A 22947-nucleotide genomic window follows, 5' to 3' on the forward strand; every position below is an offset into this window, starting at 1 on the left:
TGGGCGTGAGAGGGTCCAGGCATGACTGATCTGACTGGCAAGGTCGCGCTGATCACCGGGGCGTCGGCAGGTTTGGGGGCCGCGACGGCACGTGTGTTCGCCGAGCGGGGCGCAACGGTCTTCGGGATCGCCCGCGACGCCGACCGGATGGGCGAGGTGTTCGCCGACGTTCCCGGCGGCAGGTTCTCGTCGGTGGACATCACCACGCCCGCCGCCTGCGCTCAGGCCGTCGCCGACTGCGTCGCGGCCTTCGGCAAGCTCGACGTCCTGGTCAACGTCGCGGGGTTCCACCAGATGCGCCACACGACGACGATGTCCGACGCGGACTGGGACCGTGACCTGGCGGTCAACCTGAACGGTCCGTTCTACCTGTCCCGCGCGGCCCTTCCGCACCTGCTGGAGGTGGGCGGCAACATCGTCAACGTGTCCTCCATCGCCGGGGTCGAGGGTGAGGTGTACTCGGCGGGGTACTGCGCCGCGAAGCACGCGCTGGTGGGTCTGACCCGGGCGTTGGCCGTCGAGTTCACCAAGGACAAGCTGCGCGTCAACGTGGTGTGCCCCGGCGGCATGCCGACGGCCCAGGCCACCGAATTCGAGGCGCCCGAGAACGCCGACTGGGACTTGATCATGCGCATCGCCTCGCCGCGGGGGTTCATGGACACCGCCGACGTCGCCAAGGTGATTGCGTTCCTGGCCAGCGACGACGCCGCCGCGGTCCACGGCGCCGTGTACCGGGTCGACAACGGCAAGGGCGCGGGATGAGCACCGGGCGTTCACCTGCGCGTCGGGCACTGCGAGTGCGCCGTGCACGCGTAGCTGCCACAATCGCGCGGTGACCGACGTCGTGAGTACAGCAGCAGAAGAAGCCTCCCATCTCCGGTCCGGATTGGACGCCGCCGATCTGAGAGTGGCGATCACCGACCACCTTCGCTACACGATCGGACGCCCGGCCGCCGCCCTGCGGCCCGACCACTACTACCGGGCGCTCGCCCTGGCGGTCCGCGACCGCATGCAGGACAACCGCGTCGCCTCGACCCAGCAGTCGCTCGACAGCGGCGCGAAGGTAACCTGCTACCTGTCGGCCGAGTTCCTGATGGGACCCCAGCTCGGAAACAATCTGCTGAACCTCGAGATCGAGGACGCCGCCCGCACGGCACTGGCCTCGCTGGGCCAGGACTACGACGAGGTTCTCGCCTGCGAGCCCGAGCCGGGTCTCGGCAACGGTGGCCTCGGCCGGTTGGCGGCGTGTTACCTCGACTCGCTCGCCACCCTGGAGCGTCCGGCGATCGGGTACGGCATCCGCTACGAGTTCGGCATCTTCCGGCAGGAGTTCTCCGACGGGTGGCAGGTCGAGCTGACCGACAACTGGCTGGCCAACGGAAACCCTTGGGAGATCGCCAAACCCGACGTCAACTACCCCGTCAACTGGGGCGGCCATACCGAGCACTACATCGACGACTCGGGTTTCGACCGGATCCGCTGGGTGCCCAAGCAGGTCATCAAGGGCGTCGCGTACGACACGCCGATTCAGGGCTACGGCGTGCACACCTGCAACGTGCTGACGCTGTGGAGCGCCCGCGCGGTCGAGTCGTTCGCGCTGGACGCCTTCAACACCGGCGACTACTACAAGGCGGTCGAGTCGGAGGTCACCTCCGAGACCGTCACCAAGGTGCTCTACCCGAACGACGAGCCCGAGGCGGGCAAGCGGCTGCGGCTGTTGCAGCAGTACTTCTTCGTGTCGTGCTCGCTACAGCACATCGTGCACATCATGGACGACCTGGCCGACGTGTCTCTGCACGAGCTGCCGAGGCGATTCGCCATCCAGCTCAACGACACTCACCCGTCCATCGGCGTCGCCGAACTGATGAGGATCCTGGTCGACGAACGTCGACTCGGCTGGGACGAAGCCTGGGCGATCACGGTGGCCACGTTCGGCTACACCAACCACACGCTGCTTCCCGAGGCGTTGGAGAAGTGGTCGCTCGGCCTGTTCGGCGAATCGCTGCCGCGGCACCTCGAGATCATCTACGAGATCAACAGCCGATTCCTCGACGAGGTCAGGGCGAAGTTCCCCGGCGACGTCGAGCGGGTGCGCCGGATGTCGCTCATCGGTGAGGACGGCGGCCAGACCGTGAAGATGGCGTACCTCGCCACCGTGGGCAGCCACGCAATCAACGGTGTTGCGGCCCTGCACTCGGACCTGCTGAAGGCCAGCGTTCTCAAGGACTTCTACGAGTTGTGGCCGGAACGCTTCTCCAACAAGACCAATGGTGTGACGCCGCGGCGCTTCCTCGCCCTGTCCAACCCCGGTCTGCGCGGACTGCTCGACAGCACCATCGGCGACGGCTGGCTGACCGACCTCGACCGCCTGCGTGGACTGGAGGGGTTCGTCGACGACCCCGAGTTCCGTCAGCAGTGGCGAGAGGTCAAGCGGGCCAACAAGGCTCGGCTGTCCAACTTCCTGCAGACTGCGACGGGCGTGCAGTTGGACCCCAGCTGGATGTTCGACATCCAGGTCAAGCGGATCCACGAATACAAGCGCCAGCATCTGTCGGTCCTGCACATCATCAGGCAGTACTACCGGCTGAAGACGGATCCCACCCTCGAAATCGCCCCGCGCGCCTACGTGTTCGGCGGCAAGGCCGCCCCGGGCTACTTCATGGCGAAGCGAATCATCAAGCTGATCAACGCCGTTGGCGAGACGGTGAACAACGATCCGGACGTCAACAAGTTCATGAAGGTGGTGTTCGTCCCCAACTTCAACGTGCAGAACGCACACCTCATCTACCCGGCCGCGAACCTCTCTGAGCAGATTTCGACGGCAGGCAAGGAGGCGTCGGGCACCGGCAACATGAAGTTCATGATGAACGGCGCCTTGACCATCGGCACCCTCGACGGCGCCAACGTCGAGATCCGCGAGGAGGCCGGGCCGGAGAACTTCTTCCTCTTCGGTCTGACCGAGGACGAGGTCGAGAAGGTCAAGCGCGACGGATACCGTCCGTCGACCTACGTCGACGGCAACGACGAACTCAAGACGGTGCTGGGACTGATTTCGGCGGGACAGTTCTCGCACGGCGACGTCGAGGTGTTCCGCCCACTCGTCGACAACCTGTTGAACGACGACCCATTCCTCGTGATGGCGGACTACGCGGCCTACGTCAACTGCCAGGACGAGGTGGCCGCGGCGTGGCAGGACCGCGACACCTGGTCGCGGATGTCGATCCTGAACACCGCACGCAGCGGCAAGTTCTCGTCGGACCGCGCCATCACGCAGTACTGCGACGACATTTGGAACGTGGGGCCGGTGACCGTCGAGATCTGACGGTCAGGAGCAGGTCGGCGTCAGCCCGGAGTAGTGGACTGCGGGCATGCCGTCCACCGTCACGAAGTCGGTGCCGGTGTCCCAGGTGATGCCGGGTTGGATCCAGGGCGGCGCGGCCTTGGGGTAGGCGATCGACATGTCGGCGAAGAACTGCACCCCCGGCGGGCAACCCGGCGTCGTCGGCGTCTTCGGGTTCCAGGCGTGCACCATGATTGGGTTGACCAGTCGGGTGCCCTGCGCGCAGTTGGGTTGGCATTCGACGGCGTTGTCGAAGCCGGTCCCGCGGGCTCCGTCGGTGCCCCACGAGGACCACGTCATGTCCTGCATGACGCCGGTCTCGTCGCAGTTGTAGGCGAATCGGGAAGGCTGCACCACCGGCACGTCACCGGCGGCGAAGCACTTGCCGATCGCGTACGCCGTCCCGTCGGCCGGAGCCGCGGCGACGTGGCCCGCGGTGGCCAGCGTTACGGCGGCCCCGACCACGGCAGAGACGAGTCCGGTACGCAGCAGGGCCGTCATAGCCGGATACTAGCCGGGCGCGGCCGCTAGTTGCCGGGTGTGGCCTCGCCGGCGGCCTGGACCATCGGTGCCGCCGGAGCCGCTCCGCCGAGGCGAGCGGCGACGAAATCGGCTGCCTGGTCCGTCATTCCGTTGGACTTGTACGAGCTGTGGGCGGAGCGATCCAAGCCTCCGGGGAAGCACACCGGGTCACCGGTTGCGCACAACTGGATGGTCTTCGCCGTGTACTGGTCACCGATGGCGATCGGGGGCGCGTCGTGGTCGACCAGTCCGAGGAACCAGTCGTCGGGGGTGCCGAACAGGGCGACGGCCGAGACGTGTGAGGCGACCGACGCCGGCATCGGACCGGTGAGTCCTGCGGGCAGGACGTATCCGGCGGGCACGACGCTGGAGGTGGTGTACCCGGCAACCGCGGCACCCTGGGAGTAGCCGCCGAGCACGATCTTGGTGGCGGGACACTGCGCGGCGATCGACTGAATTCTGTTGCTGGCGTCGGTGATTCCGTCGACGGCCTGTCCGAAGTTCAGCGACGCCGGGTAGTTCACCGCATACACGTCGACGGCCTTGCCGGGAAGCCGAGCGGTGAGGGCGTCGACGAATGCCTGCCCGGTGGCTCCGACGCCGGGGGCCTCGAAGGTGCCGCGGGCGAAGACCACCTCGACGGCGGCGCAGGAGTCGTCGGTGGCGTTGGCGGTCGCGGTGGGACCGACGATCGAGCCGACGACGACGGCGCCCATCGCGGCGATGCCGAACGTCGCGGTCTTCGCCGTCTTGGCGACGACCGCCGCCGTGCGTGCCAGTTGTGGTGTGGTCATGAGCTGGTCCCCTGCCCTGCCGGCGCCATCGCATCTTCGTTGAGGTGGCTACTGACCGCTACAAGTGCCGGACCGCGAGCTTCGATACCCGAGTCGGGAAGTGACGTCCGTCACCGGCCGCCGCGGCGGCGGTATACCGAGAGTTGGGTGATGACGTAACGTGGTTATGCCTACTAAGTATTCGACTGCCGCGATCAGGAGCCCCGCCGATGACCACAATCAAATCCACACTGTCCGCCCTCGCGGTGACGGCAGGCTTGGCCTCGGCGGCGCTGGGCTTGGGCACGGCCGTCGCCATCGCCGATCCACCTCCGCCGGACATGTCCGTCGGCGAGGTGCCACCGCCCAACGCGCCGCCGAAGACCGCGGAATTCTGGGACGGCGAGCCCGTGGTGTGGACTCACATGTGGGGCGGACGATGGGGCGTCTGGAAGAACGACCAGTTCATCACGCTGTCGTCGAACATCAACACCGGCGGCGGTTAAGCCGCCAGGCGGCCGCCGCCTGCCGGGTGGGGCGTCGTCAGCCCTGCTCGGCGGGCAGCGGTGCACCGATCGGGGGGTTGGCGGCCTGAGGCTGCCCCGCCAAGCTGTCGACCACCGGACGCTGATCGGGGCAGTAGTAGTTGATCCCCGCCGACATGAACTGGTAAATCGCCTGCTCGGAGGTCCCGCGGGGAAGATTCGTCTTCAAGAACACCGCCGACTCGGCCGCGTTGGCGTCCAATCCCGTGCGCAACCGCTTGCACTCGATCTTGCCGATCCAGGCGTTGTAGTCCTTGGGTCCGTAGATGCCGTACACGTGCAATTCGTTGGCGAAGTCGGTGTCCGGATCGGCATTGGCCGGTGCCACCGCAGCCAACGCCATCGAGCACGCGGCGATCGCGGAAACGAGTCCAGTACGCAGCAGGGTCTTCATAGCCGGATCCTATTCGTAGAGCTCAAATACGTTGCAGCACAGCATGTTTCGAGTTAGCCAGCTCACACGGCCGAGCCGGTGTGCGCGACCTCACGCGGGCGTGGCGTTTTACCGCACGTCGCGATTCTCCACCATACAGTTATATAGGCTAATCTCTCATTTCAATCTCAGAAACGTTCGGGGCAGGGGTCATGACCAAGGTTTTACGTCGAGCGTGGATTCCGATCGTGATCGTGATAGTCATCGTGATCGCCGGATTCACCGTTCACCGCGTGCGCACCTTCTTCGGGATGAACCCCATCCTCGTCACCCCGAAGAACTTCGCCGACGACGCCGAGCCGTTCAACCCCAAGGTCGTCAAGTACGAGATCTTCGGCACCGGCTCCTACGCCGACATCAACTACCTCGACCTGGACTCCAAGCCGGTTCGGGTCGACGGCGCCGCGCTGCCGTGGTCACTGACGTTGAGCACCACGGCCCCCTCCGTGCTGCCGAACGTGGTGGCCCAGGGCGACGGTAGCTCCATCTCGTGCCGGATCACCGTCGACGACGAGGTCAAGGACGAGAGGACGACGACCGGCGTGAACGCCCAGACCTTCTGCCTGGCGAAGAACGCATGACCGAGCCGCACAGCCGCTCGGCCGACAACGAGCCGACCACGGACGCCATCCCCACGTCTGGACCCGCGGTGAACCCCACCCGCCACCGGCTCCCCCGCTTCATCCGCACCTTCGCCCTGCCGATCATTCTCGGCTGGATCGTCATCATCGCCCTCGGCAACGTGCTGGTCCCCCAGCTCGAAGAGGTCGGCAAGCTGCGGTCGGTGTCGATGAGCCCGGACGACGCGCCATCGGTGATCGCCATGAAGCACGTCGGCGAAACGTTCAAGGAATTCAAGTCCAACAGCTCCGTCATGATCGTGCTGGAGGGCCAGGACAAGCTCGGCCAGTCCGCGCACGACTTCTACGACGGCATGGTCAAGGACCTCGAGGCCGACACCAAGCACGTCGAACACGTCAACGACATGTGGAGCGATCCCCTGTCCGCGGCGGGCTCCCAGAGCAGCGACGGCAAGGCGATGTACGTCCAGGTCTACCTGGCGGGCAATCAGGGTGAGGCGCTGGCCAACGACTCCGTCGAGGCCGTGCAGAAGATCGTCGACAACCTCAAGCCACCGGACGGCATCAAGGCCTACGTCACCGGACCAGCGGCGCTGTCCGCCGACCAGAACATCGCGAGCGACAAGAGCCTCCGGCTGATCGAGGCCGTGACGTTCACCGTCATCATCGTCATGCTGTTGCTCGTCTACCGATCCATCGTCACGGTGCTGATCACCCTGGTGATGGTGGTGCTCGAGCTGGCCGCCGCGCGAGGCATCGTCGCGTTCCTCGGCTATCACAACATCATCGGCCTCTCGACCTTCGCGACCAACCTGCTGGTCACCCTCGCGATAGCCGCGGCGACCGATTATGCGATCTTCCTGCTCGGCCGATATCAGGAAGCGCGAAGTCTCGGCGAGGACAAGGAAGACTCCTACTACACGATGTTCAACGGCACGGCGCACGTCGTGCTCGGCTCGGGCCTGACCATCGCGGGTGCCACCTTCTGCCTCAGCTTCACCCGACTCCCCTACTTCCAGACCCTCGGCGTGCCACTGGCGATCGGCATGATGATCGTGGTGGCGTGCGCGCTGACGCTGGGCCCCGCGGTGGTCACCATCGCCAGCCGGTTCGGCCTGCTCGAACCCAAGCGCGCGATGCAGACCCGCGGCTGGCGCAAGATCGGCGCCTTGGTCGTCCGCTGGCCGGGTCCCATCCTGGTCGCGACGATCGCACTGTCACTGGTCGGCTTGCTGACGCTGCCGGGATACAAGACCAACTACAACGACCGCAACTACCTCCCCCCAGACCTGCCTGCCAACGAGGGCTACGCGGCCGCCGACAGGCACTTCTCGCAGGCGCGGCTCAACCCCGAGCTGTTGATGATCGAGAGTGATCACGACCTGCGGAACTCGGCGGACTTCCTGGTCGTCGACAAGATCGCCAAGGCGGTCTTCAAGACCCCGGGCATCGGGCGGGTCCAGGCGATCACCCGGCCGCTGGGAACGCCGATCGAGCACACCTCGATTCCGTTCCAGATCAGCATGCAGGGCACCACGCAGCAGATGAACCTGAAGTACCAACAGGATTCGTTCGCCAGCATGCTCAAGCAGGCCGACGAGATGCAGGGCATGATCGAGAACCTCGAACACATGCTCGTCCTGATGAAGCAGCTCAACGACGTCACCCACGACTTGACGCTGAAGACCAAGGACATGGTCGCGACGACGAACGAGCTGCGCGACAACATCGCCAACTTCGACGACTTCTTCCGGCCGATCCGCTCCTACCTGTACTGGGAGCCGCATTGCTACGACATCCCCCTGTGCTGGGCGACGCGTTCGGTGTTCGACACCTTGGACGGCATCGACGCACTCAGTGACCAGCTGGGCGGCCTCGTCACCAACCTCGACGCGCTCGACAGGTTGATGCCGCAGCTGATGGCGTCACTGCCGCCGATGCTCGCGACCATGAAGTCGATGAAGACCATGATGCTGACGATGTACCAGACCCAAAAGGGCATGTCGGATCAGATGGCCGCGATGCAGGAGAACCAGTCCGCGATGGGCGAGGCGTTCGACGCGTCGAAGAACGACGACTCGTTCTATCTGCCACCGGAGATCTTCGACAACCCCGAGTTCAAGAAGGGCATGAAGAACTTCATCTCGCCCGACGGCCACTCGGTGCGGTTCATCATCAGCCACGAGGGCGACCCGATGAGCGAAGAGGGCATCTCGCACATCGAGTCCATCAAGCAGGCGGCCAAGGAAGCCATCAAGGGCACGCCGCTGGAGGGGTCGAGGATCTACCTCGCCGGCACCGCGGCGACGTTCAAGGACATGTCCGACGCGAACATCTACGACCTGTTGATCGCCGGTATCGCGTCGCTGGCCCTGATCTTCATCATCATGCTGCTCATCACCAGGGCGGTGGTGGCGTCCGCCGTGATCGTCGGCACGGTGGTGCTGTCGCTTGGCGCGTCGTTCGGTCTGTCGGTGCTCATCTGGCAGCACTTCCTTGGCATCGAGCTGCACTGGATGGTGATGGCCATGTCCGTGATCATCCTGTTGGCGGTCGGCGCGGACTACAACCTGCTGCTGGTGTCTCGATTCAAGGAAGAGATACACGCCGGCCTCAACACGGGCATCATCAGATCGATGGGCGGTACCGGCTCCGTGGTCACCTCGGCCGGTCTGGTGTTCGCGTTCACCATGATGTCCATGGCGGTGAGCAGTTTGACCGTCATCGGCCAGGTCGGCACCACGATCGGTCTCGGCTTGCTGTTCGACACCCTGGTGGTCCGGTCGTTCATGACGCCGGCCATCGCGGCGATGCTCGGCAAGTGGTTCTGGTGGCCGACCCACGTTCGGCAGCGACCCAAGCCGGAACCATGGCCCAGCCCGACCACCCGATCCGAACCCGCCCCAACAGTCTGAGGAGAGAAAACATGATGAACGGTCTGCGCAAGATCGCGCTCCGCACCACCCTCGCGGCCGCCTCGTGTGGCATCGCCGCGACGACGTTGGCGGGTCCGGCGTCCGCCGACGCCACCGACGACTTCCCGATCCCGCACCGGATGATCATCACCACCTGCAACACCGAGCAGTACCTGCAGGCCGCCCGCGACACCAGCCCGGTGTACTTCGAGCGGTACATGATCGACCGGAGCAACCGCCCCGCCGACGTCCAGCAGCAGGCCTTCGACCGCATCCACTGGTTCTTCTCGCTGGACCCGGTGGCCCGCCGCCAGTACTCCGAGGACACCGCCNGATCATCACCACCTGCAACACCGAGCAGTACCTGCAGGCCGCCCGCGACACCAGCCCAATCTACTTCGAGCGGTACATGATCGACCGGAGCAACCGCCCCGCCGACGTCCAGCAGCAGGCCTTCGACCGCATCCACTGGTTCTTCTCGCTGGACCCGGTGGCCCGCCGCCAGTACTCCGAGGACACCGCCACCAACGTGTACTACGAGAACGTGGCGACGCACTGGGGCAACTGGGCCAAGGTGTTCTTCAACAACAAGGGCGTCGTCGCCAAGGCCACCGACGTCTGCATGAACTACCCNGGTGGCCCGCCGCCAGTACTCCGAGGACACCGCCACCAACGTGTACTACGAGAACGTGGCGACGCACTGGGGCAACTGGGCCAAGGTGTTCTTCAACAACAAGGGCGTCGTCGCCAAGGCCACCGACGTCTGCATGAACTACCCGGCCGGCGACATGTCCGTCTGGGACTGGCCCGTCGCCCGCTAGGCACCCTCGACTCTGCGTGTACCGCGACCGCTACTCGTAGTTCGTCGCGGTAGCCGCAGAGTCGAGAATGGCCGCCGAGTCTTGAGACTCGGCGGCCATTCTTCGTCTGGGCCCTAGTGCTGCGGACGCCGCCTGCGGCCCATGAACACCGCGAGCGCGACCGCCCCGATGCTCAGCGCACCGCACGCCACGGCCACCGCGATCAGGTAGACGTCACGCTTGGTCATCCCCGACGGCGACTCGTCCGAGGCCAGCGTCAGCTGGTAGTCCCCCGGCAACGGCCCCGGCCGTGGATCGTCGAGACCCGGGAACTGCTGGGTCTTGTGCACCTCGAAACTGCGCTCGCCCGTTGGGGTTTGCTTCCATTCACCCCACGCCGGCGTCACACCGTCGAGCAGCACCTTCTGCTCGCCGAACTGACGGTCCGGCCCCACGTCGACGATCTTCGCAACGCGGAAGGGCTGATAGGTGGCGTCGGGATAGCGCACCTGGACGGGCACGTTCGCGAAGTTCACCAGTGCGGGCGGAGGCGGCGGCAGCGGCAGCCCGACACCCGGGAAGAAGCCGCCACCGAAGAAGCTGCCCACCGCCACGTTGACGGCCTGGTTGATCGTGTTGGTGACCACGGCCGTGAAGCTGTACGCCGCGTACTGGGCCACTTCCAGGACGATCCTGCCCAGCGGCGGAATCCACGTCACGCGCGGCGCATTCTGATAGACGTAGACGATCCGCACCGGGTCGCGGTACGGGTTGCTCAGCACCGGGCGGTAGTACTGGTCGTACTCGACCCAGTCCGGCCGCCACTGCCGCACGTTGCGGTCCCAGCCGCCGGCGAGCCTCACCTGGTCGTCGTCGAACCGGTTGTTCCCGTTGAACGGGTTGAAGTCGCGGTTCGGCAGGTCGATGATGCGCGCGACGTTCTGGATGTCCAGCGGAGCGGCCGCGGCGGGCTTCTCCTCCACGACCTTGGCGGTCTTGGCGATCTGGACGTCGGCTTCGGGAGCCTCGAGCGTCTGCGGTGCGACCTTTTCGATCACCTTCGGGAAGGCCTCGGCCGACGAGCTCGACTCGCGCTCCGTGCTGCTGCCAGCCGACTCGGACTCCGGGGTGGACGAGCCGGACGTGGACGATTCCGACGTGTCCTCGGACCGCTTCGGCTCGTCGGAGGACGACGATTCCGTCGAGGTCTCCGGCGACGTTTCCGGGGATGTCTCCGTGGAGGACTCGGCGGAGCTCGACGGGGAGGTCGACGCGGACGTCGAGGATTCGCTCTTCGGCGCGGCCGAGCTGGTCGAGGTCTCCGACGGGCTCGACGACGACGGTGACGGCGCGGCGCTGGTCGTCACCGGAGTGGACGTCGTCGGGCTCTTGGTCGCCGACGTCACCGGCGCCTCTCGCTGCGGCGTCGGCGCGGCGCTGGTGACCGCGGGCTCGGGCTCGGGTGTCGGCGCAACGGGCTCAGGGGCGCGCGTCTGCTTCGGCGCCTCGGCGGTCGGTTGGACTACCGGTGCCGGTGCTTCGGCGGGCGGCTGGGCCGTCGGGACGACGACGGGCGCAGGCTCCGGCGCGGCGGGGGACGGGATGTCGGCGACCGAAGGCTTCTCGGCGGGCTTCTCGGCGGGTTTCTCCGCAGGGGCCTCGGACGCGGCAGCTGGCGGCTCTGGCGCGATCGTCGTCGTGGGAGCCGACGTCTCGTCACCCGGTTTGGCGAAGGCGGGGGCTACCCCGCCGGTCAACGCGGTCAAGGAGATCACCACACCGGATGCCAGCACGGCACAAACGGTCCGCTTGCGGCAGATCTTCAATGGCGTTTTCCCTGGTGCACCCATCGTGCATCGACTCCTTACGGTCTTCGCCCCCGACGCTGGTCACGGACCAGTGGCCGGTGCGTCATCACTCACCAAAGACATCGCTGAGCCGACGGATTCGTTACACCCGGGGACGTGCCGGCGGCACCGCGGCCAGCAGCGCGCGGGTGTAGTCGTCGCGGGGTGCGGCGAACAGCTCCGCGGCGGGCCGATACTCGACGGCGGCGCCGGCGCGCATGACGAGCACGTCGTGGCTGACCTGCTGGATGACGGCCAGGTCGTGTCCGATGAACAGGAACGTCAAAGCGAGGCGTCGTTGCAGGTCGGCCAGCAATTCGAGGACCTTGGCCTGCACGGAGACGTCGAGGGAGGCGGTGGATTCGTCGAGGATCAACAGGTCGGGCTCCAGCGCCAAGGCCCGCGCGATGCTGACCCGCTGGCGCTGCCCGCCGGACAGCTCGTGCGGATACCGCGTCGCGAAGGCGGACGGCAGGCCGACCAGGTCGAGAAGCTCGTCGACGCGAGCGCGGCGGCCCGCCTTGCCGTCGGCCAGTCCGTGCACCATCAGGGGTTCACCGACTGACCGTCCGACCGGCATCCGCGGGTTCAGCGAGGCGAACGGGTCCTGGAGTACGAGTCCGATGCGTCGCCGCAGAGCCTTCTCGTCGCTGCGGCGCACGCCGAGCACGTCGGCACCGTCGAGCGTCACCCGTCCGGCGTCGGGACGCACCAATCCGGTGAGCGCGGCGGCGACCGTGGACTTGCCGGAGCCGGACTCCCCCACCAGTCCCAACGTGGATCCGCGGCGGATCTGAAACGACAGGTCTTGGACCGCGTGGACGGTGGATCGTCCGACCGGGGTGGTCACCGGGAACCGGACGTCGAGGCCCGACACGTCGAGCAGGATCGCGGCGTCGTCGGCGACGGGTGCCGGGCCCCTCGACCCGATGAGCGGCCGGGCCTCCAAGAGTCGACGGGTGTAGTCCTGCTGGGGGCGGTCGAACACGTCGAGGACGGGTGCCTGTTCGACGGCCTCGCCGTCGTGGAGCACGGTGACGTCGTCGGCGATCTGCCCGATCACGCCGAGGTCGTGGCTGATCCAGACCACGGCCGTCCCGAAGTCGCGTTGCAGGTCCCGGACCAGGTCGACGATCTGGGCCTGGGTGGTGACGTCGAGCGAGGTGGTCGGTTCGTCGGCGACGAGCAGTTCGGGGTCGCAGGCCAGGGCGATCGCGATCATCACGCGTTGTCGCTGTCCACCGGACAGCTGGTGCGGATAGGACCCCAACCGGTTCTCCGGGGTCGGCAGCCCGACTGCCTCGAGAAGTTCCAGTGCCCGCGAACGCGCCTCTCGACGCGTGGGGTGGCGATGCGCCTCGAGCGATTCGGTGATCTGACGCTCGAGGGTAAGCAACGGGTTGAGCGACGTTCCGGGGTCTTGGAAGACGAACCCGATCCGGCCGCCGTGCACGCTGCGAAGCGTCCGCGGAGTCGCCCCGACCAGCTCAATCGAATCTCCTTGACCGGCAAGGACACTGGAGCCGGACACGACGGCACCCGGCGCGTCGAGCAACCCGGTCGCGGCGAGCACCGTCATCGACTTCCCCGACCCGGACTCACCGACGATGCCGAGGATCTGTTCGCGGCGCACCGCGAGTGACACTCCGCGGACGATCTCCCTGCGGCCCACGCGGACCCGCAGATCGGTGACCTCCAAGACAGGCGTGTTCACTGCTTCCTCCGCGCTTCGGCCAGCGTGCGTTGCTTCGGGTCGAGCACGTCGCGCAGTCCGTCTCCGACGAGGTTGAAGGCGAGCACGATGACGAAGATCGCCGCGCCGGGGAACACCGCCATCCACCACGCCAGGGTGACGAAGCCCTGCGAGTCGAAGATCATCCGGCCCAGCGACGGCTCGGGCGGTTGGATGCCCAGCCCGAGGAACGACAGCGCCGCCTCGGAGAGGATCGCGAACGCCAACGAAAGCGACGTCTGAACGATCAAGGGCCCCGCGATGTTTGGCAGGACGTGCCGCACCAGGATGTAGCGGTGGCCGGTGCCCATGGTGCGTGACACCTGCACGAACGGTTCCACCCTGACGCCGAGGGTGCTGGCACGGGCGACGCGGGCGAAGATCGGTGTGTAGACCACCCCGATCGCCAGCATGGTGGTGGTGACGCCGGGGCCGAGGACCGCGACGATGGCCAGCGCGAGCAGCAGCACCGGGAACGCGAACATGACGTCGACCACGCGCATGAACACCGTGTCGAGCCAGCCGCCGCGATAGCCCGCCACGACCCCGACGGTGACGCCGACCAGGACCGCGAACAGCACACTGACGACGGCGACCTGCATCGACGCCTGGATCGCGACGAGTACGCGCGACAGCACGTCGCGACCGAGTTCGTCGGTGCCGAACCAGTGCGCGCCGCTGGGGCCGCGCAACGCATTTGGCACGTCGACGTCGTTGATCCCGTACGGGGCAATCCACGTCGCGCCGACGGCGACCATGAGCACCACGGCCAGAATGGTCGCACTCACCGCCGTGACGGGGTTGCGCAGCAGAAGCCGCAGCGAGCCGACCCGCCCGGTCTGCGTTTCGTCGACGTGGGGTTCGGTCATGACAGCCTGATCCTCGGGTCGACCACCGCGTAGAGCATGTCCACCACCAGGTTGACGGCGAGGAACAGCACCGCGATCAGCAGCACCGCACCTTGAATCACCGGATAGTCGCGGGAGGCAACGGAATTGAACACCAATCGGCCAAGCCCCGGCCAGGCGAAGACGACCTCGACGACGATGACGCCACCGAGGATCGTGGCGAGCTGGATGCCGGTGATGGTGAGGATCGGCACCAGTGCGTTGCGCACGGTGTGGCGGAACGTCACCACCATGGGCGGCAACCCCTTTGACCGCGCCGTGCGCACATAACCCATTGCGGCGACCTCGAGTACGGCCGAGCGAACGTAACGCGTCAGGATGGCCGCCGCGACGAGGCCGACGGTCAACCCGGGCAGGACGAGGTGACGCAACCACCCACCCGGGTCTTCCAGCAGCGGCCGATACCCGGAGGTCGGCAGCCAGCCGAGCGTGCTGGAGAACAGGGCGATCAACAGGATGCCCATCCAGAAATCGGGGATCGACACGCCGAACTGACTGGTGACGCGCACGATGACGTCGCCGATCCGGCCCTCGCGCAATGCCGAGTAGATGCCGGCGGGCAGGGCGATCAGGAGCGCAACGACGATGCCGAATGCAGCGAGGGACGCGGTGGCGGGCAGTCGGTCGAGCAGTATCCCGGCGACCGGGTCGCCGTTGCGGAAGCTGACGCCCAGATTTCCGGTCAACGCCGAGCCGACGTAGCCGAAGAACTGTTGCAGCAACGGACGATCCAGCCCGCTCGCCGCCCGCAGGGCGTCGTACGCCTCGGGGGTGTAGCGCGTGCCCAACGCGATGCGCACGGGGTCGCCGGGGACGAGTTGGACGAGCGCGAACACGACGATCAGCACGCCGAACAACACCACCAGTGAATAGGCGAGGCGACGAACCAGGAACCGTAGGATCGGGTGCGTCACTGATCCTCACCCCCGCTCAGGCTCGCCGTCCTGAACCGGATTGCGCCGTCGCGGCGGGCTTCGTATCCCGACAGTCTGGTCGTCCACGCTTGGATGACCGACGGGTTGTAGAGGTAGAGGTAGCTCACCTGGTCGGCAATGATGGTGGCCGCCTTGGCGTAATCCTGTTGGCGCACAGCCCTGTCAGTCTCGGTGCGGCCAGCGTCCAGCAGCCGGTCGACGTCGGGGTTGGAGAACTTCTGGGCGTTGTTGGCGCCGTCGGTGTGATGCTGGGCGTAGTAGAAGTCGTCCGGGTCGATGTTGCCGAGCCAGCCCATCATCAGCATGTCGAAGTTGCCGGAGTTCTGTTCGTCGAGCCACGTGGCGAAGTCGACGGTGCGGATGTTCACCCTGATGCCAAGCGGGGCAAGGTTGTCGGCGATCACCTGGGCGGCGGTGACGGTCTCCGGATACTCGCTGGTGACCAACAGGTCCATCCGGTCGGGGTGGACGCCTGCCTCGTCGAGCAGCCGCCTGGCCTCGTCGGTGTCGTAGCGGTATTTGTCATACGGCGTGTACCAGGGGTTGCCCTCGGGGATGGCCAGCTGGTTCGCGGTGGCGCTGCCGTAGCTGGTGGCCTGCACGATGGACGTGCGGTCCACGCCGTAGGCGATGGCCTGGCGTACCCGCGGATCGTTCCAGGGTGCCTTTGCCTCGTTGAGTGCGAGGTACCAGTAGTCGTTGCTCGGCGTCACCGCGAGATGAATCGAGTCGTCGCCCTTGAGCTGCGAGATACGTTGGGTGGGAACCGAATCGGTCCAGTCGATCTCGCCTGCCTGCAGCGCCGACAGGGCGGTCGACGGTTCGGTGATGAACTCGAACGTCACCCCGGGGATCTTGGGTGGACCGCCCCAGTAGGCGGGGTTGGCCTTCAGGACGATCGAATCCCCGCTCTTCTGCGAGACGAACGAGAAGGGCCCCGTCCCGATCGGGTGGGTGGCGATCTGACCGCTCTCGACGTTCTTGCGCGACACGATCGCCATGCCCTTGAAACCACCGATGTTGGTGAGCAGGTTCGGCGTCGGCCTCGTCACCCTGATGACGACGGTGCCGTCGTCGGGCGCCGTGACGTCGGCAACGCTGCTGAACTTGTCGACGTTGGAGAGTTTCTCGTCGATGATCCGCCGGTAGGAGTACACGACGTCGGCCGCGGTGAACGGACTGCCGTCGTGAAACGTCACACCCTTGCGCAGCCGAAAGGTCCACGCGAGTTGATCTGGCGAAACGGTCCACGACTCGGCGAGCGCGGGTTTCATCTCGAGGTCGGCGTCGGGTTCGACGAGGGTGTCGAACACGTTTTCCAGCACTTCGAAGGAGAAGTACGCGCTGGTCCTTTGGGGGTCCAGTTGGTCGGGTTCGCCTGCGATGGCGGCGATCAGGTTGCCCGAGCCTTGGCCGAGGTCGACGCGCTGCGCCGGTGCGCACGACACCGCCAACAGAGCGGCCACGACGACGGAGACGACTGTCCGCAGTGGTCGCATGGGCCCACGACTACCCACTGCCGCGCGATCGCACACGTCGGTCATTCGCCGCACACCCCCGGAGATGCCGCACTACCGTAGGCGGATGGGGGTGACCTGGCGCGTCGGCTGGCTCGACATCCCGGTTCACGGCGTGTTCGTCGGCCTTGGCGTCCTCGTCGCCAGCGTGGTGTTCGTCCTCGAGGCACGGCGGCGCGGCGCGTTGGGCGAGGAGTCACTCGTGGCGGTCACCGGCGCCCTGGTCGGTGGGGCGTTGGGAATGCGGCTCTCCGGACTCGTCGAGCACCTCGACCCGCGGCTGAACCCCAGCCTCGCCGAGGCGTGGGCATTCGGCTCCCGCAGCATCTTGGGCGGACTGCTCGGCGCGTACGTCGGGGTCCTCGTCGCCAAGCGGATCATTGGCTACCGCGGCAAGACCGGTGACCTGTTCGCCCCCGCCGTCGCACTGGGCATGGCCGTCGGTCGCATCGGGTGCCTGCTGACCGAGGCACCCGGGCGACCGACCAGCCTTCCGTGGGGCGTTCACGCCCCGGCCACCACACCGGAGTGCCCTGGCTGCCTGACGGGGCAGGCGATGCATCCGTCGTTCGCCTACGAAATCGTCTTCCAGCTCGCCGCATTCGCCGTGCTGCTGTGGTTGCGCTCGCGCGTCACCCACCCGGGTGAGCTCTTCGTCCTCTACGTCGCGGCGTACGCGGTGTTCCGGTTCCTGGTCGAGTTCACCCGCGCCAACGAGACGGTGTGGCTGAATCTGACTCGGCCCCAATGGTTCCTGCTCGTCAGCATGGTCGTCGTCGGGTTCCGGTTGCACCGCGGCTACCGTCGCGGTTACTACGAGGCACTCGTAGGAAGGCAGAGGGTGGCGTCATGACCGTTCCTCCGTTCCAGCCACCTCCTCCACCGCCGGGCTGGTATCCACCTCCTCCTCCCCCGCCGAACAACACCGGGACGGTCGTCGGCCTCGCCGTCGTCGGCGTCCTGCTGTTCGGCGCGATCAACCTGGTCGTCGGGTTGGTCGTCATAGTCCTCGCCTCGGACTACCGCGGTGCCGTCGTGGGTGTGGGCGCCGTGATCCTCGCCCTCATCGCGTTTGGCGGCGGCGCGGGCCTCATCGCGCTTCGACGGCCGTGGGCCAAGGGCCTCGGAATCGGGCTGATGATCGGCTGGGCGTTGCTCTCCATCACCAGCGTCGGCTTTTGCACGGGCCTCAACCCCGAGATGTACACCGGAGGAATCTGATTCATGGGCATGCCGCTGCGCGACGATCGAATCCTCCGCTACGTCAACGCGTTCTGTCCGCACTGCCACGCCGAGCAACCGAACCGGCCGCTCGCCGACGTCGCCCGGTTGTCGGGCTGGCTCGCCGCCCGCGACGGCAGGGTCTGGCTCGAACGGGCCTGCGCCACCCACGGCCTGGTGCGGACGATGTACGACGAAGACCCCGAGATCCTCGCCTACCTGGAGGAGTGGACGGCGCCAACCAAGACCCACACCCCCGACGTGGCAGGCAACTTCGATCCCATTCCTTCGGCGTACCTGCGCGGCCTGCCAGAGATGCAGACCCAGCACACGTGCATCCTGTTGGCCGACGTCACCGAGTCGTGCAACCTGCGCTGTCCGACGTGTTTCACCGAGTCGGGTCCGGATCTACACGGGGTCGTCCCGGTCGCCGAGATCCTCGCCAACGTCGACCAGAGACTGGCGCGCGAGAACGGCAAGCTCGACGTCGTGATGCTCAGCGGTGGTGAACCCACCGTGCACCCCGGCCTCGCCGAGCTGCTCGACGAGCTGGTCCGTCGTCCCGTCACGCGAATCCTGGTCAACAGCAACGGACTTCTCATCGCGCGCGATGACGAGCTGCTCGACCTGCTCACCCGCCACCGCGAACGGGTCGAGGTCTACCTGCAGTTCGACGGTGTGTCGGCCGAAGCGTCGCGCCACCACCGCGGGGGCGATCTGCGCGTGCTCAAGGCGGCCGCGGTGCGGCGTCTCTCCGAACGCGAGATCTTCACGACCCTGGTGATGACGGCGGCGCTCGGCGTCAACGACGGCGAGATCGGCGACGTCGTGAAGATCGCCCTCGAAACTCCCTACGTCAGTGGGGTCTCCCTGCAGCCGCAGTTCGGCTCGGGGCGCTCCGGCGTCATCGACCCGATGGACCGACTCACCCACACCGGCGTTCTCAAACGCCTTGGCCCGCAGACCGACGGACTGGTGAGCTGGCGGGACCTGACCGCCCTGCCGTGCTCGCACCCGCACTGCTGTTCGGTCGGGTACATGATCCGCGACGACGCCGACCAGTGGCGGTCCCTGACGGCGCTGATGGGGCACGATCGACTCAAGGAGAATCTCGGGCTGGTGTCCAACCGGATCGCCGACACCGAGGTGCCACGCGAGATGCGGCTGGCCGTCCGCGAATCGTTGCTCGGTCTGCTCTCCGAGCAGTCGTCGCTGTCGCATCCGGGGATGGGCGAGGTGTGGCGAAGCATCTGCGAGAGCTGCGATCTGGGCGCGTCGACGCTGTTGACGCTGGCCGCCTCGGGACTGCCCGGCCGGCGTCGGCGGCTGCGGCGGATGTTGGGCGAGCGGGTCGTGCGGATCACCGTCAAGCCGTTCATGGACATGTCGACGATGATCGAGGAGCGTCTCACCCAGTGCTGCGTGCACGTGGGCACCCGATCCGATCAGGACCAGTGCGCACCCTTCTGCGCGGTGCAGGCGTGGAATCCGCTTGGGCGCCAGCGCCTCTCGGCCGCCGTCCGGTCTACCTCGCTCGCCCCGCTCCCGCTGGTAGAGATCGGCTGACCCGGACGCCCGATGCGTCAGCCGAGGCGGCCCCGCATCGCCTCGAATGTCGGCAGCCGGTCGCGCTCGATGTGGGCGTACGCCACCGATTCGGCGACGCGCTCGTTGCCCGAGGCGATGGCGTCGCGCAGCTGCACGTGGTCGTGGAAGGCCTCGTCGGCGGGCAGCCCGCTGGTGAGATAGAACAGCCAGGTGATGCGGCCCGAGATGTTCTGCATCAACGTCGTCATCAGCTCGTTGCGCGAGGTCTCGATCACCGCTTCGTGAAAGGCGGTGCTGGTCCTGGCGATTGCGTACGCGTCGCCGCCGGCGACCGTCTGCTGCGCGTGCTCGAGGGCCTCGTTCAGCGCGTCGAGGGGGCCACCGTTGGCGACCTCCCGCGCCGCAAGGCGGGCCGCGCCGACCTCGAGGGAGAGCCGCACGTCGAAGAGGTCGTCGACGGCCTTCGCGTCCCACTGGACCACCACGGCGCCCCGGCGCGGCCGCGACCGCACGAAGCCGTCACGCTCGAGCCAGGGCACCGCTTCCCGCAGGGGAACGCGGGACACGTTCAGTTCCTCCCCGATGCGCTGCTCGGGAAGCCGGCTCCCCTGCGGGTATTGGCCGAGGATGATCCGTTCCCGCACCGTGGAGTAGACCAGCCGCGACAGCGACTGCGCCGGTTCCTCGGACTCGGTAGTGGCTACCCCCCGATGCCGAGCAACGAGAAGTTCAGCTCGTTGGCCCCGACGTTCTGACTCTCCGCCACCCCGGTCAGCCACTTCTGCGCCACCACCCAATCCTTGTTGTAGGACAGGTTCAGGAAGCATCCGGTCTGCCCGTAAAGGTCGCCGGCCTTGACGTAGGTGGCGGTGTCGCCGGTCCCCAACGCCTGGTTCAGCAAGTCGTTGACTTCCGTTGACTGGCAACCGAAGTAGTTTATCCCGCCAGAGGCATCCCAGAAGACGTGGCCCCACATGTACGGGTCACCACCGTCTGGTCCGTTGTTGCCGTCGATGAAGGCGTCCGGTCCGCTTGGCGGGTCGTTGATCCAGCCGAACACCGTCGACGTGTCGTATCCCTGAGCCGATGCGGTTATCCCGGATGTCTGCAAGTTCGCGACCACCAGGTTGGCCATCGACTGCGCGTTGACGTTGCCGTTGGCGTAGCCGATCACCAGCGTCTTGGGCGCGTTGGGCGGCAGTGCGGCGACGTAGGACTTCAGTGCACCTGCGTCGTACGAGATCGCTTGCTTGTCAGCGTTGTTCGCGATCATCCCCTTGGCGTACATCGTGGTGGCCGGCTCGGACCGCTTGCCGAGCACCTGTTTCACCAGCGTGGCCTGGTCGATCGACTTGAGGAAGGCCACCCGGGCTTCGGGGGTCTTGAAGAACTCGTGGCTGGAGTTCACCGTCACCAGCGCGCCCTGCAACGTGGGCAGGAAGTAGTTGGAGACTCCGTCCTTGGACGCGTACTTGTCCAGGCTGGACGACGGCAACGCCGCGACGATGGTGTCGACGGTGCCGTTGTCGAACGCCAGCTCGAGCGCCGATTCGTCTGTGTAGACGGGCAATTCGATCTTCTTGAACGGCGACTTCTGACCCCAGTATCCGTCGTACTGAGTCATCTCGTACTTGACGCCGGTCTGCGCGGTGGTCAACTGGTACGGGCCCGTGCCCAGATCGTGTGAGGACAGGTAGGTCTGGGCGTCGTCGGAGCCCGCGTTGGCCTTCAGTCCCTCCGGTGACTCCATCTTCGGGCCGAACGGCGAGGCCAGGTAGCTGAGGAACGCGGTGTTCGGCTTGTTCAGCGTGATCACCGCGGTGTAGTCGTCCGGGGTCGTGACGCTCTTGACCGCCTCCACCATGTACGCCGCGCCGCCCTTGACCGCGATCCGACGCTTGAACGCGACGTCGACCGCGGCGGAGGTGAAGGGGGTCCCGTCGTGGAAGGTCACGCCCTTGCGCAGATGGAAGGTGTAGACGTCGTTGGTCGGGTTGACGTCCCACTTCTCGGCCAGGCGGGGCGCGATCTTCACGGTGTCGGTGTTGTTCGCGTACTGCACCAGGCCCTCGTAGGCGTTGATCATGATGGCGGTGCCGTTGTTGGCGTAGTAGATGTCGGGGTCGGGCGGCTGACCGATGTCGCCGAGCAGCCCGACGGTGAGGGTGCCGTCGGTCGGGGCGGCACCGCCGCCGCCGCCCCCGCCACCGGTGGGGGTGCCGGAGCTACAGCCGGCCAGGACGAGAGTGGTTGCGGCACAAGCGGCGACGATTCCCTTGACGCCCCTGATGCCCATGCGGACGGGTACTCGATCGGACACGGCGGTGCTCCTTCTCATTCGGCGGCTATGCGGGGGTCGGCGATTGCTTGGAGTAGGTCGACGACGACGTTGGACAGGACGTAGATCGCTCCCAGCACCAACGTGACCCCGGCGATCGCCGGGAAGTCGGCGACGGGGATGGACGCGGCGAGGTAGTTGCCGATGCCGGGCCAGGAGAAGATCTGTTCGACGACGACCACGCCGGCGAACATGAATCCGAGTTGCAATCCGGCCATGGACAGCGCAGGGCCGATCGCGTTGCGGACGACGTGGTGCACCACCACGCGAGTCTCGCTGAGGCCCTTCGAGCGCGCCGTTCGGACGTAGTCGACGCCGAGCACGCCCTGCAGTGACGACCGGAACACCCGCCCGATCGCGACGGCCGGCGCGATGGCCAGGACGACAGCCGGCAGGATCAGGTGTTTGAGCGCGTCGACGAAGGCGTCGGCCTGACCGTGCAAGAGGGTGTCGACGAGTTGCATGCCGAACGGGCCGGGGTCCTGGAAGTCACCGACCCCTCGGGCAGGCAACCAACCGAGCTGGCCGAAGAACACGATGATGCCGACCAGCGCGAGCAGAAACGGTGGCGCCGTGGCCAACACCAGCAGGACGCCGCGGCCCACCGAGGCGCCCGGCCAGCGCAGCGCCCCCGAGAGGGCGTACAGCGTGGCCAACGCCAACGCGATCAGGAACGCGACCACGACGAGCTCGGCGGTGGCGGGCAGATAGGTGGCGATGTCGGCCGTCACGGGCTGCCGCGTGCGCAGCGAGCGACCGAGGTCCCCGCTGAACAGGCCGCCGATGAACCGCGTGAACTGTTCCAGCATCGGATCGTTCAGCCCCAGGCGCTGCCGCTCCGCGGCCACCATTTCCGGCGACGCGTTGGCGCCGACGTAGGCGCGGGCGGGGTCGCCGGGCGACACCGACTGCAACAGGAAGATGACGAACGACAGGATCAGCAGGATCAGCACGGCCGTCGAGAACCTGCGCGCGAGGAAGGACGTCATCGC

Annotated in this window: 21 protein-coding genes and 1 pseudogene; 11 read left to right on the forward strand and 11 right to left on the reverse strand. The window is 66.7% G+C overall.

All coding sequences use genetic code 11. The annotated features are described in order from the left end of the window. The first annotated feature begins 21 nt into the window (after positions 1 to 21). Entirely contained in the window at positions 22 to 762 is a 741-nt protein-coding gene (locus tag ASD37_RS18020) for an SDR family NAD(P)-dependent oxidoreductase (RefSeq protein WP_056554170.1), read from the forward strand. 70 nt (positions 763 to 832) lie between these two features. Then, a complete protein-coding gene (locus tag ASD37_RS18025) occupies positions 833 to 3322 on the forward strand; it encodes a glycogen/starch/alpha-glucan phosphorylase (protein WP_056554173.1) in 2490 nt (829 codons plus the stop codon). A 3-nt stretch (positions 3323 to 3325) separates the two neighbouring features. On the opposite strand, the gene ASD37_RS18030 is transcribed toward ASD37_RS18025, so the two are convergent. Both ASD37_RS18030 and ASD37_RS18035 read right to left on the reverse strand, forming a co-directional pair. Continuing rightward, positions 3326 to 3841 (reverse strand): hypothetical protein, encoded by a 516-nt coding sequence (locus ASD37_RS18030; RefSeq protein ID WP_056554176.1) that lies wholly within the window; start codon positions 3839 to 3841, stop codon positions 3326 to 3328. Between the two features lie 26 nt (positions 3842 to 3867). Further along, a complete protein-coding gene (locus ASD37_RS18035; protein ID WP_056554179.1) occupies positions 3868 to 4656 on the reverse strand; it encodes a cutinase family protein in 789 nt (262 codons plus the stop codon). A gap of 209 nt (positions 4657 to 4865) precedes the next feature. Here ASD37_RS18035 and ASD37_RS18040 point away from each other — a divergent pair, with 209 nt between their 5' ends. Beyond that, complete coding sequence (locus ASD37_RS18040) at positions 4866 to 5141, forward strand: hypothetical protein (protein WP_056554181.1); 276 nt, start codon at positions 4866 to 4868, stop codon at positions 5139 to 5141. Between the two features lie 37 nt (positions 5142 to 5178). Here the strand turns inward: ASD37_RS18040 and ASD37_RS18045 are convergent, their stop codons facing one another. Continuing rightward, a complete protein-coding gene (locus tag ASD37_RS18045; RefSeq protein WP_156720956.1) occupies positions 5179 to 5574 on the reverse strand; it encodes a DUF732 domain-containing protein in 396 nt (131 codons plus the stop codon). Between the two features lie 191 nt (positions 5575 to 5765). Here ASD37_RS18045 and ASD37_RS18050 point away from each other — a divergent pair, with 191 nt between their 5' ends. From ASD37_RS18050 to ASD37_RS31850, 5 genes and pseudogenes are all read left to right on the forward strand, one after another. Continuing rightward, positions 5766 to 6194, forward strand: coding sequence for an MmpS family transport accessory protein (locus ASD37_RS18050; protein ID WP_056554184.1), 429 nt, complete (start codon positions 5766 to 5768; stop codon positions 6192 to 6194). After that, positions 6191 to 9109, forward strand: a complete 2919-nt coding sequence (locus ASD37_RS18055) for an RND family transporter (RefSeq protein ID WP_056554187.1) — start codon at positions 6191 to 6193, stop codon at positions 9107 to 9109. Before ASD37_RS18050 ends, ASD37_RS18055 begins: the two co-directional genes overlap by 4 nt. Before the next feature lie 11 nt (positions 9110 to 9120). Beyond that, positions 9121 to 9441 (forward strand): DUF5078 domain-containing protein (locus ASD37_RS18060; RefSeq protein ID WP_370073066.1); only part of this gene is annotated, 321 nt, incomplete at its 3' end. Position 9442: 1 nt separating this feature from the next. Then, positions 9443 to 9742 (forward strand): annotated as a pseudogene (locus ASD37_RS18065) (DUF5078 domain-containing protein); the annotation flags it as partial. Positions 9743 to 9798: 56 nt separating this feature from the next. Next, positions 9799 to 9930: a DUF5078 domain-containing protein gene (locus tag ASD37_RS31850; protein ID WP_255354924.1), complete on the forward strand. Its 132-nt coding sequence runs from the start codon at positions 9799 to 9801 to the stop codon at positions 9928 to 9930. A gap of 113 nt (positions 9931 to 10043) precedes the next feature. Here ASD37_RS31850 and ASD37_RS18075 read toward each other — a convergent pair whose 3' ends face one another. The 5 genes from ASD37_RS18075 to ASD37_RS18095 form a co-directional block, all read right to left on the reverse strand. Further along, entirely contained in the window at positions 10044 to 11702 is a 1659-nt protein-coding gene (locus tag ASD37_RS18075) for a hypothetical protein (protein WP_235568457.1), read from the reverse strand. A 157-nt stretch (positions 11703 to 11859) separates the two neighbouring features. Then, positions 11860 to 13470 carry an ABC transporter ATP-binding protein gene (locus ASD37_RS18080; RefSeq protein WP_056554193.1) on the reverse strand — a complete coding sequence of 537 codons (1611 nt, stop codon included), beginning with the start codon at positions 13468 to 13470 and terminating at the stop codon, positions 11860 to 11862. After that, the gene (locus ASD37_RS18085; protein WP_056554196.1) at positions 13467 to 14357 is read right to left on the reverse strand and encodes an ABC transporter permease; all 891 of its coding nucleotides are present in this window, start codon (positions 14355 to 14357) and stop codon (positions 13467 to 13469) included. Before ASD37_RS18085 ends, ASD37_RS18080 begins: the two co-directional genes overlap by 4 nt. After that, on the reverse strand, positions 14354 to 15310 hold the full coding sequence (locus ASD37_RS18090; RefSeq protein WP_056554198.1) for an ABC transporter permease: 957 nt from the start codon (positions 15308 to 15310) through the stop codon (positions 14354 to 14356). Before ASD37_RS18090 ends, ASD37_RS18085 begins: the two co-directional genes overlap by 4 nt. Then, the gene (locus tag ASD37_RS18095) at positions 15307 to 16830 is read right to left on the reverse strand and encodes an ABC transporter substrate-binding protein (protein WP_056554201.1); all 1524 of its coding nucleotides are present in this window, start codon (positions 16828 to 16830) and stop codon (positions 15307 to 15309) included. The genes ASD37_RS18090 and ASD37_RS18095 overlap by 4 nt, the downstream gene beginning before the upstream one ends. A gap of 85 nt (positions 16831 to 16915) precedes the next feature. On the opposite strand from ASD37_RS18095, the gene ASD37_RS18100 reads away from it, so the two are divergent. The 3 genes from ASD37_RS18100 to ASD37_RS18110 are packed head-to-tail and all read left to right on the forward strand — an operon-like array spanning position 16916 to position 19635. Beyond that, positions 16916 to 17701 (forward strand): prolipoprotein diacylglyceryl transferase, encoded by a 786-nt coding sequence (locus tag ASD37_RS18100; protein WP_056554204.1) that lies wholly within the window; start codon positions 16916 to 16918, stop codon positions 17699 to 17701. After that, positions 17698 to 18069 carry a hypothetical protein gene (locus ASD37_RS18105; RefSeq protein WP_056554207.1) on the forward strand — a complete coding sequence of 124 codons (372 nt, stop codon included), beginning with the start codon at positions 17698 to 17700 and terminating at the stop codon, positions 18067 to 18069. Before ASD37_RS18100 ends, ASD37_RS18105 begins: the two co-directional genes overlap by 4 nt. A gap of 9 nt (positions 18070 to 18078) precedes the next feature. Continuing rightward, positions 18079 to 19635, forward strand: a complete 1557-nt coding sequence (locus tag ASD37_RS18110) for a radical SAM protein (protein WP_056555400.1) — start codon at positions 18079 to 18081, stop codon at positions 19633 to 19635. A gap of 17 nt (positions 19636 to 19652) precedes the next feature. Here ASD37_RS18110 and ASD37_RS18115 read toward each other — a convergent pair whose 3' ends face one another. From ASD37_RS18115 to ASD37_RS18125, 3 genes are read right to left on the reverse strand one after another with little or no spacing between them, the layout of a single operon-like run. Continuing rightward, the gene (locus ASD37_RS18115; RefSeq protein WP_255354902.1) at positions 19653 to 20396 is read right to left on the reverse strand and encodes a GntR family transcriptional regulator; all 744 of its coding nucleotides are present in this window, start codon (positions 20394 to 20396) and stop codon (positions 19653 to 19655) included. Further along, complete coding sequence (locus ASD37_RS18120; RefSeq protein ID WP_162253280.1) at positions 20318 to 21937, reverse strand: ABC transporter substrate-binding protein; 1620 nt, start codon at positions 21935 to 21937, stop codon at positions 20318 to 20320. The genes ASD37_RS18115 and ASD37_RS18120 overlap by 79 nt, the downstream gene beginning before the upstream one ends. A 14-nt stretch (positions 21938 to 21951) precedes the next feature. Further along, positions 21952 to 22944, reverse strand: a complete 993-nt coding sequence (locus ASD37_RS18125) for an ABC transporter permease (RefSeq protein ID WP_056555403.1) — start codon at positions 22942 to 22944, stop codon at positions 21952 to 21954. Positions 22945 to 22947 lie beyond the last annotated feature (3 nt).

Source organism: Mycobacterium sp. Root135, assembly GCF_001426545.1.
Lineage (GTDB): Bacteria > Actinomycetota > Actinomycetes > Mycobacteriales > Mycobacteriaceae > Mycobacterium.

Excerpts from the sequence above, each read along its gene's own strand:
- ASD37_RS18100 (WP_056554204.1), top strand. The coding sequence starts at position 16,916 with ATGGGGGTGACCTGGCGCGTCGGCTGGCTCGACATCCCGGTTCACGGC.
- ASD37_RS18095 (WP_056554201.1), bottom strand. The coding sequence starts at position 16,830 with ATGCGACCACTGCGGACAGTCGTCTCCGTCGTCGTGGCCGCTCTGTTG.
- ASD37_RS18040 (WP_056554181.1), top strand. The coding sequence starts at position 4,866 with ATGACCACAATCAAATCCACACTGTCCGCCCTCGCGGTGACGGCAGGC.
- ASD37_RS18030 (WP_056554176.1), bottom strand. The coding sequence starts at position 3,841 with ATGACGGCCCTGCTGCGTACCGGACTCGTCTCTGCCGTGGTCGGGGCC.
- ASD37_RS18085 (WP_056554196.1), bottom strand. The coding sequence starts at position 14,357 with ATGACCGAACCCCACGTCGACGAAACGCAGACCGGGCGGGTCGGCTCG.
- ASD37_RS18020 (WP_056554170.1), top strand. The coding sequence starts at position 22 with ATGACTGATCTGACTGGCAAGGTCGCGCTGATCACCGGGGCGTCGGCA.
- ASD37_RS18035 (WP_056554179.1), bottom strand. The coding sequence starts at position 4,656 with ATGACCACACCACAACTGGCACGCACGGCGGCGGTCGTCGCCAAGACG.
- ASD37_RS18125 (WP_056555403.1), bottom strand. The coding sequence starts at position 22,944 with ATGACGTCCTTCCTCGCGCGCAGGTTCTCGACGGCCGTGCTGATCCTG.
- ASD37_RS18050 (WP_056554184.1), top strand. The coding sequence starts at position 5,766 with ATGACCAAGGTTTTACGTCGAGCGTGGATTCCGATCGTGATCGTGATA.
- ASD37_RS18110 (WP_056555400.1), top strand. The coding sequence starts at position 18,079 with ATGCCGCTGCGCGACGATCGAATCCTCCGCTACGTCAACGCGTTCTGT.
- ASD37_RS18105 (WP_056554207.1), top strand. The coding sequence starts at position 17,698 with ATGACCGTTCCTCCGTTCCAGCCACCTCCTCCACCGCCGGGCTGGTAT.
- ASD37_RS18045 (WP_156720956.1), bottom strand. The coding sequence starts at position 5,574 with ATGAAGACCCTGCTGCGTACTGGACTCGTTTCCGCGATCGCCGCGTGC.
- ASD37_RS18055 (WP_056554187.1), top strand. The coding sequence starts at position 6,191 with ATGACCGAGCCGCACAGCCGCTCGGCCGACAACGAGCCGACCACGGAC.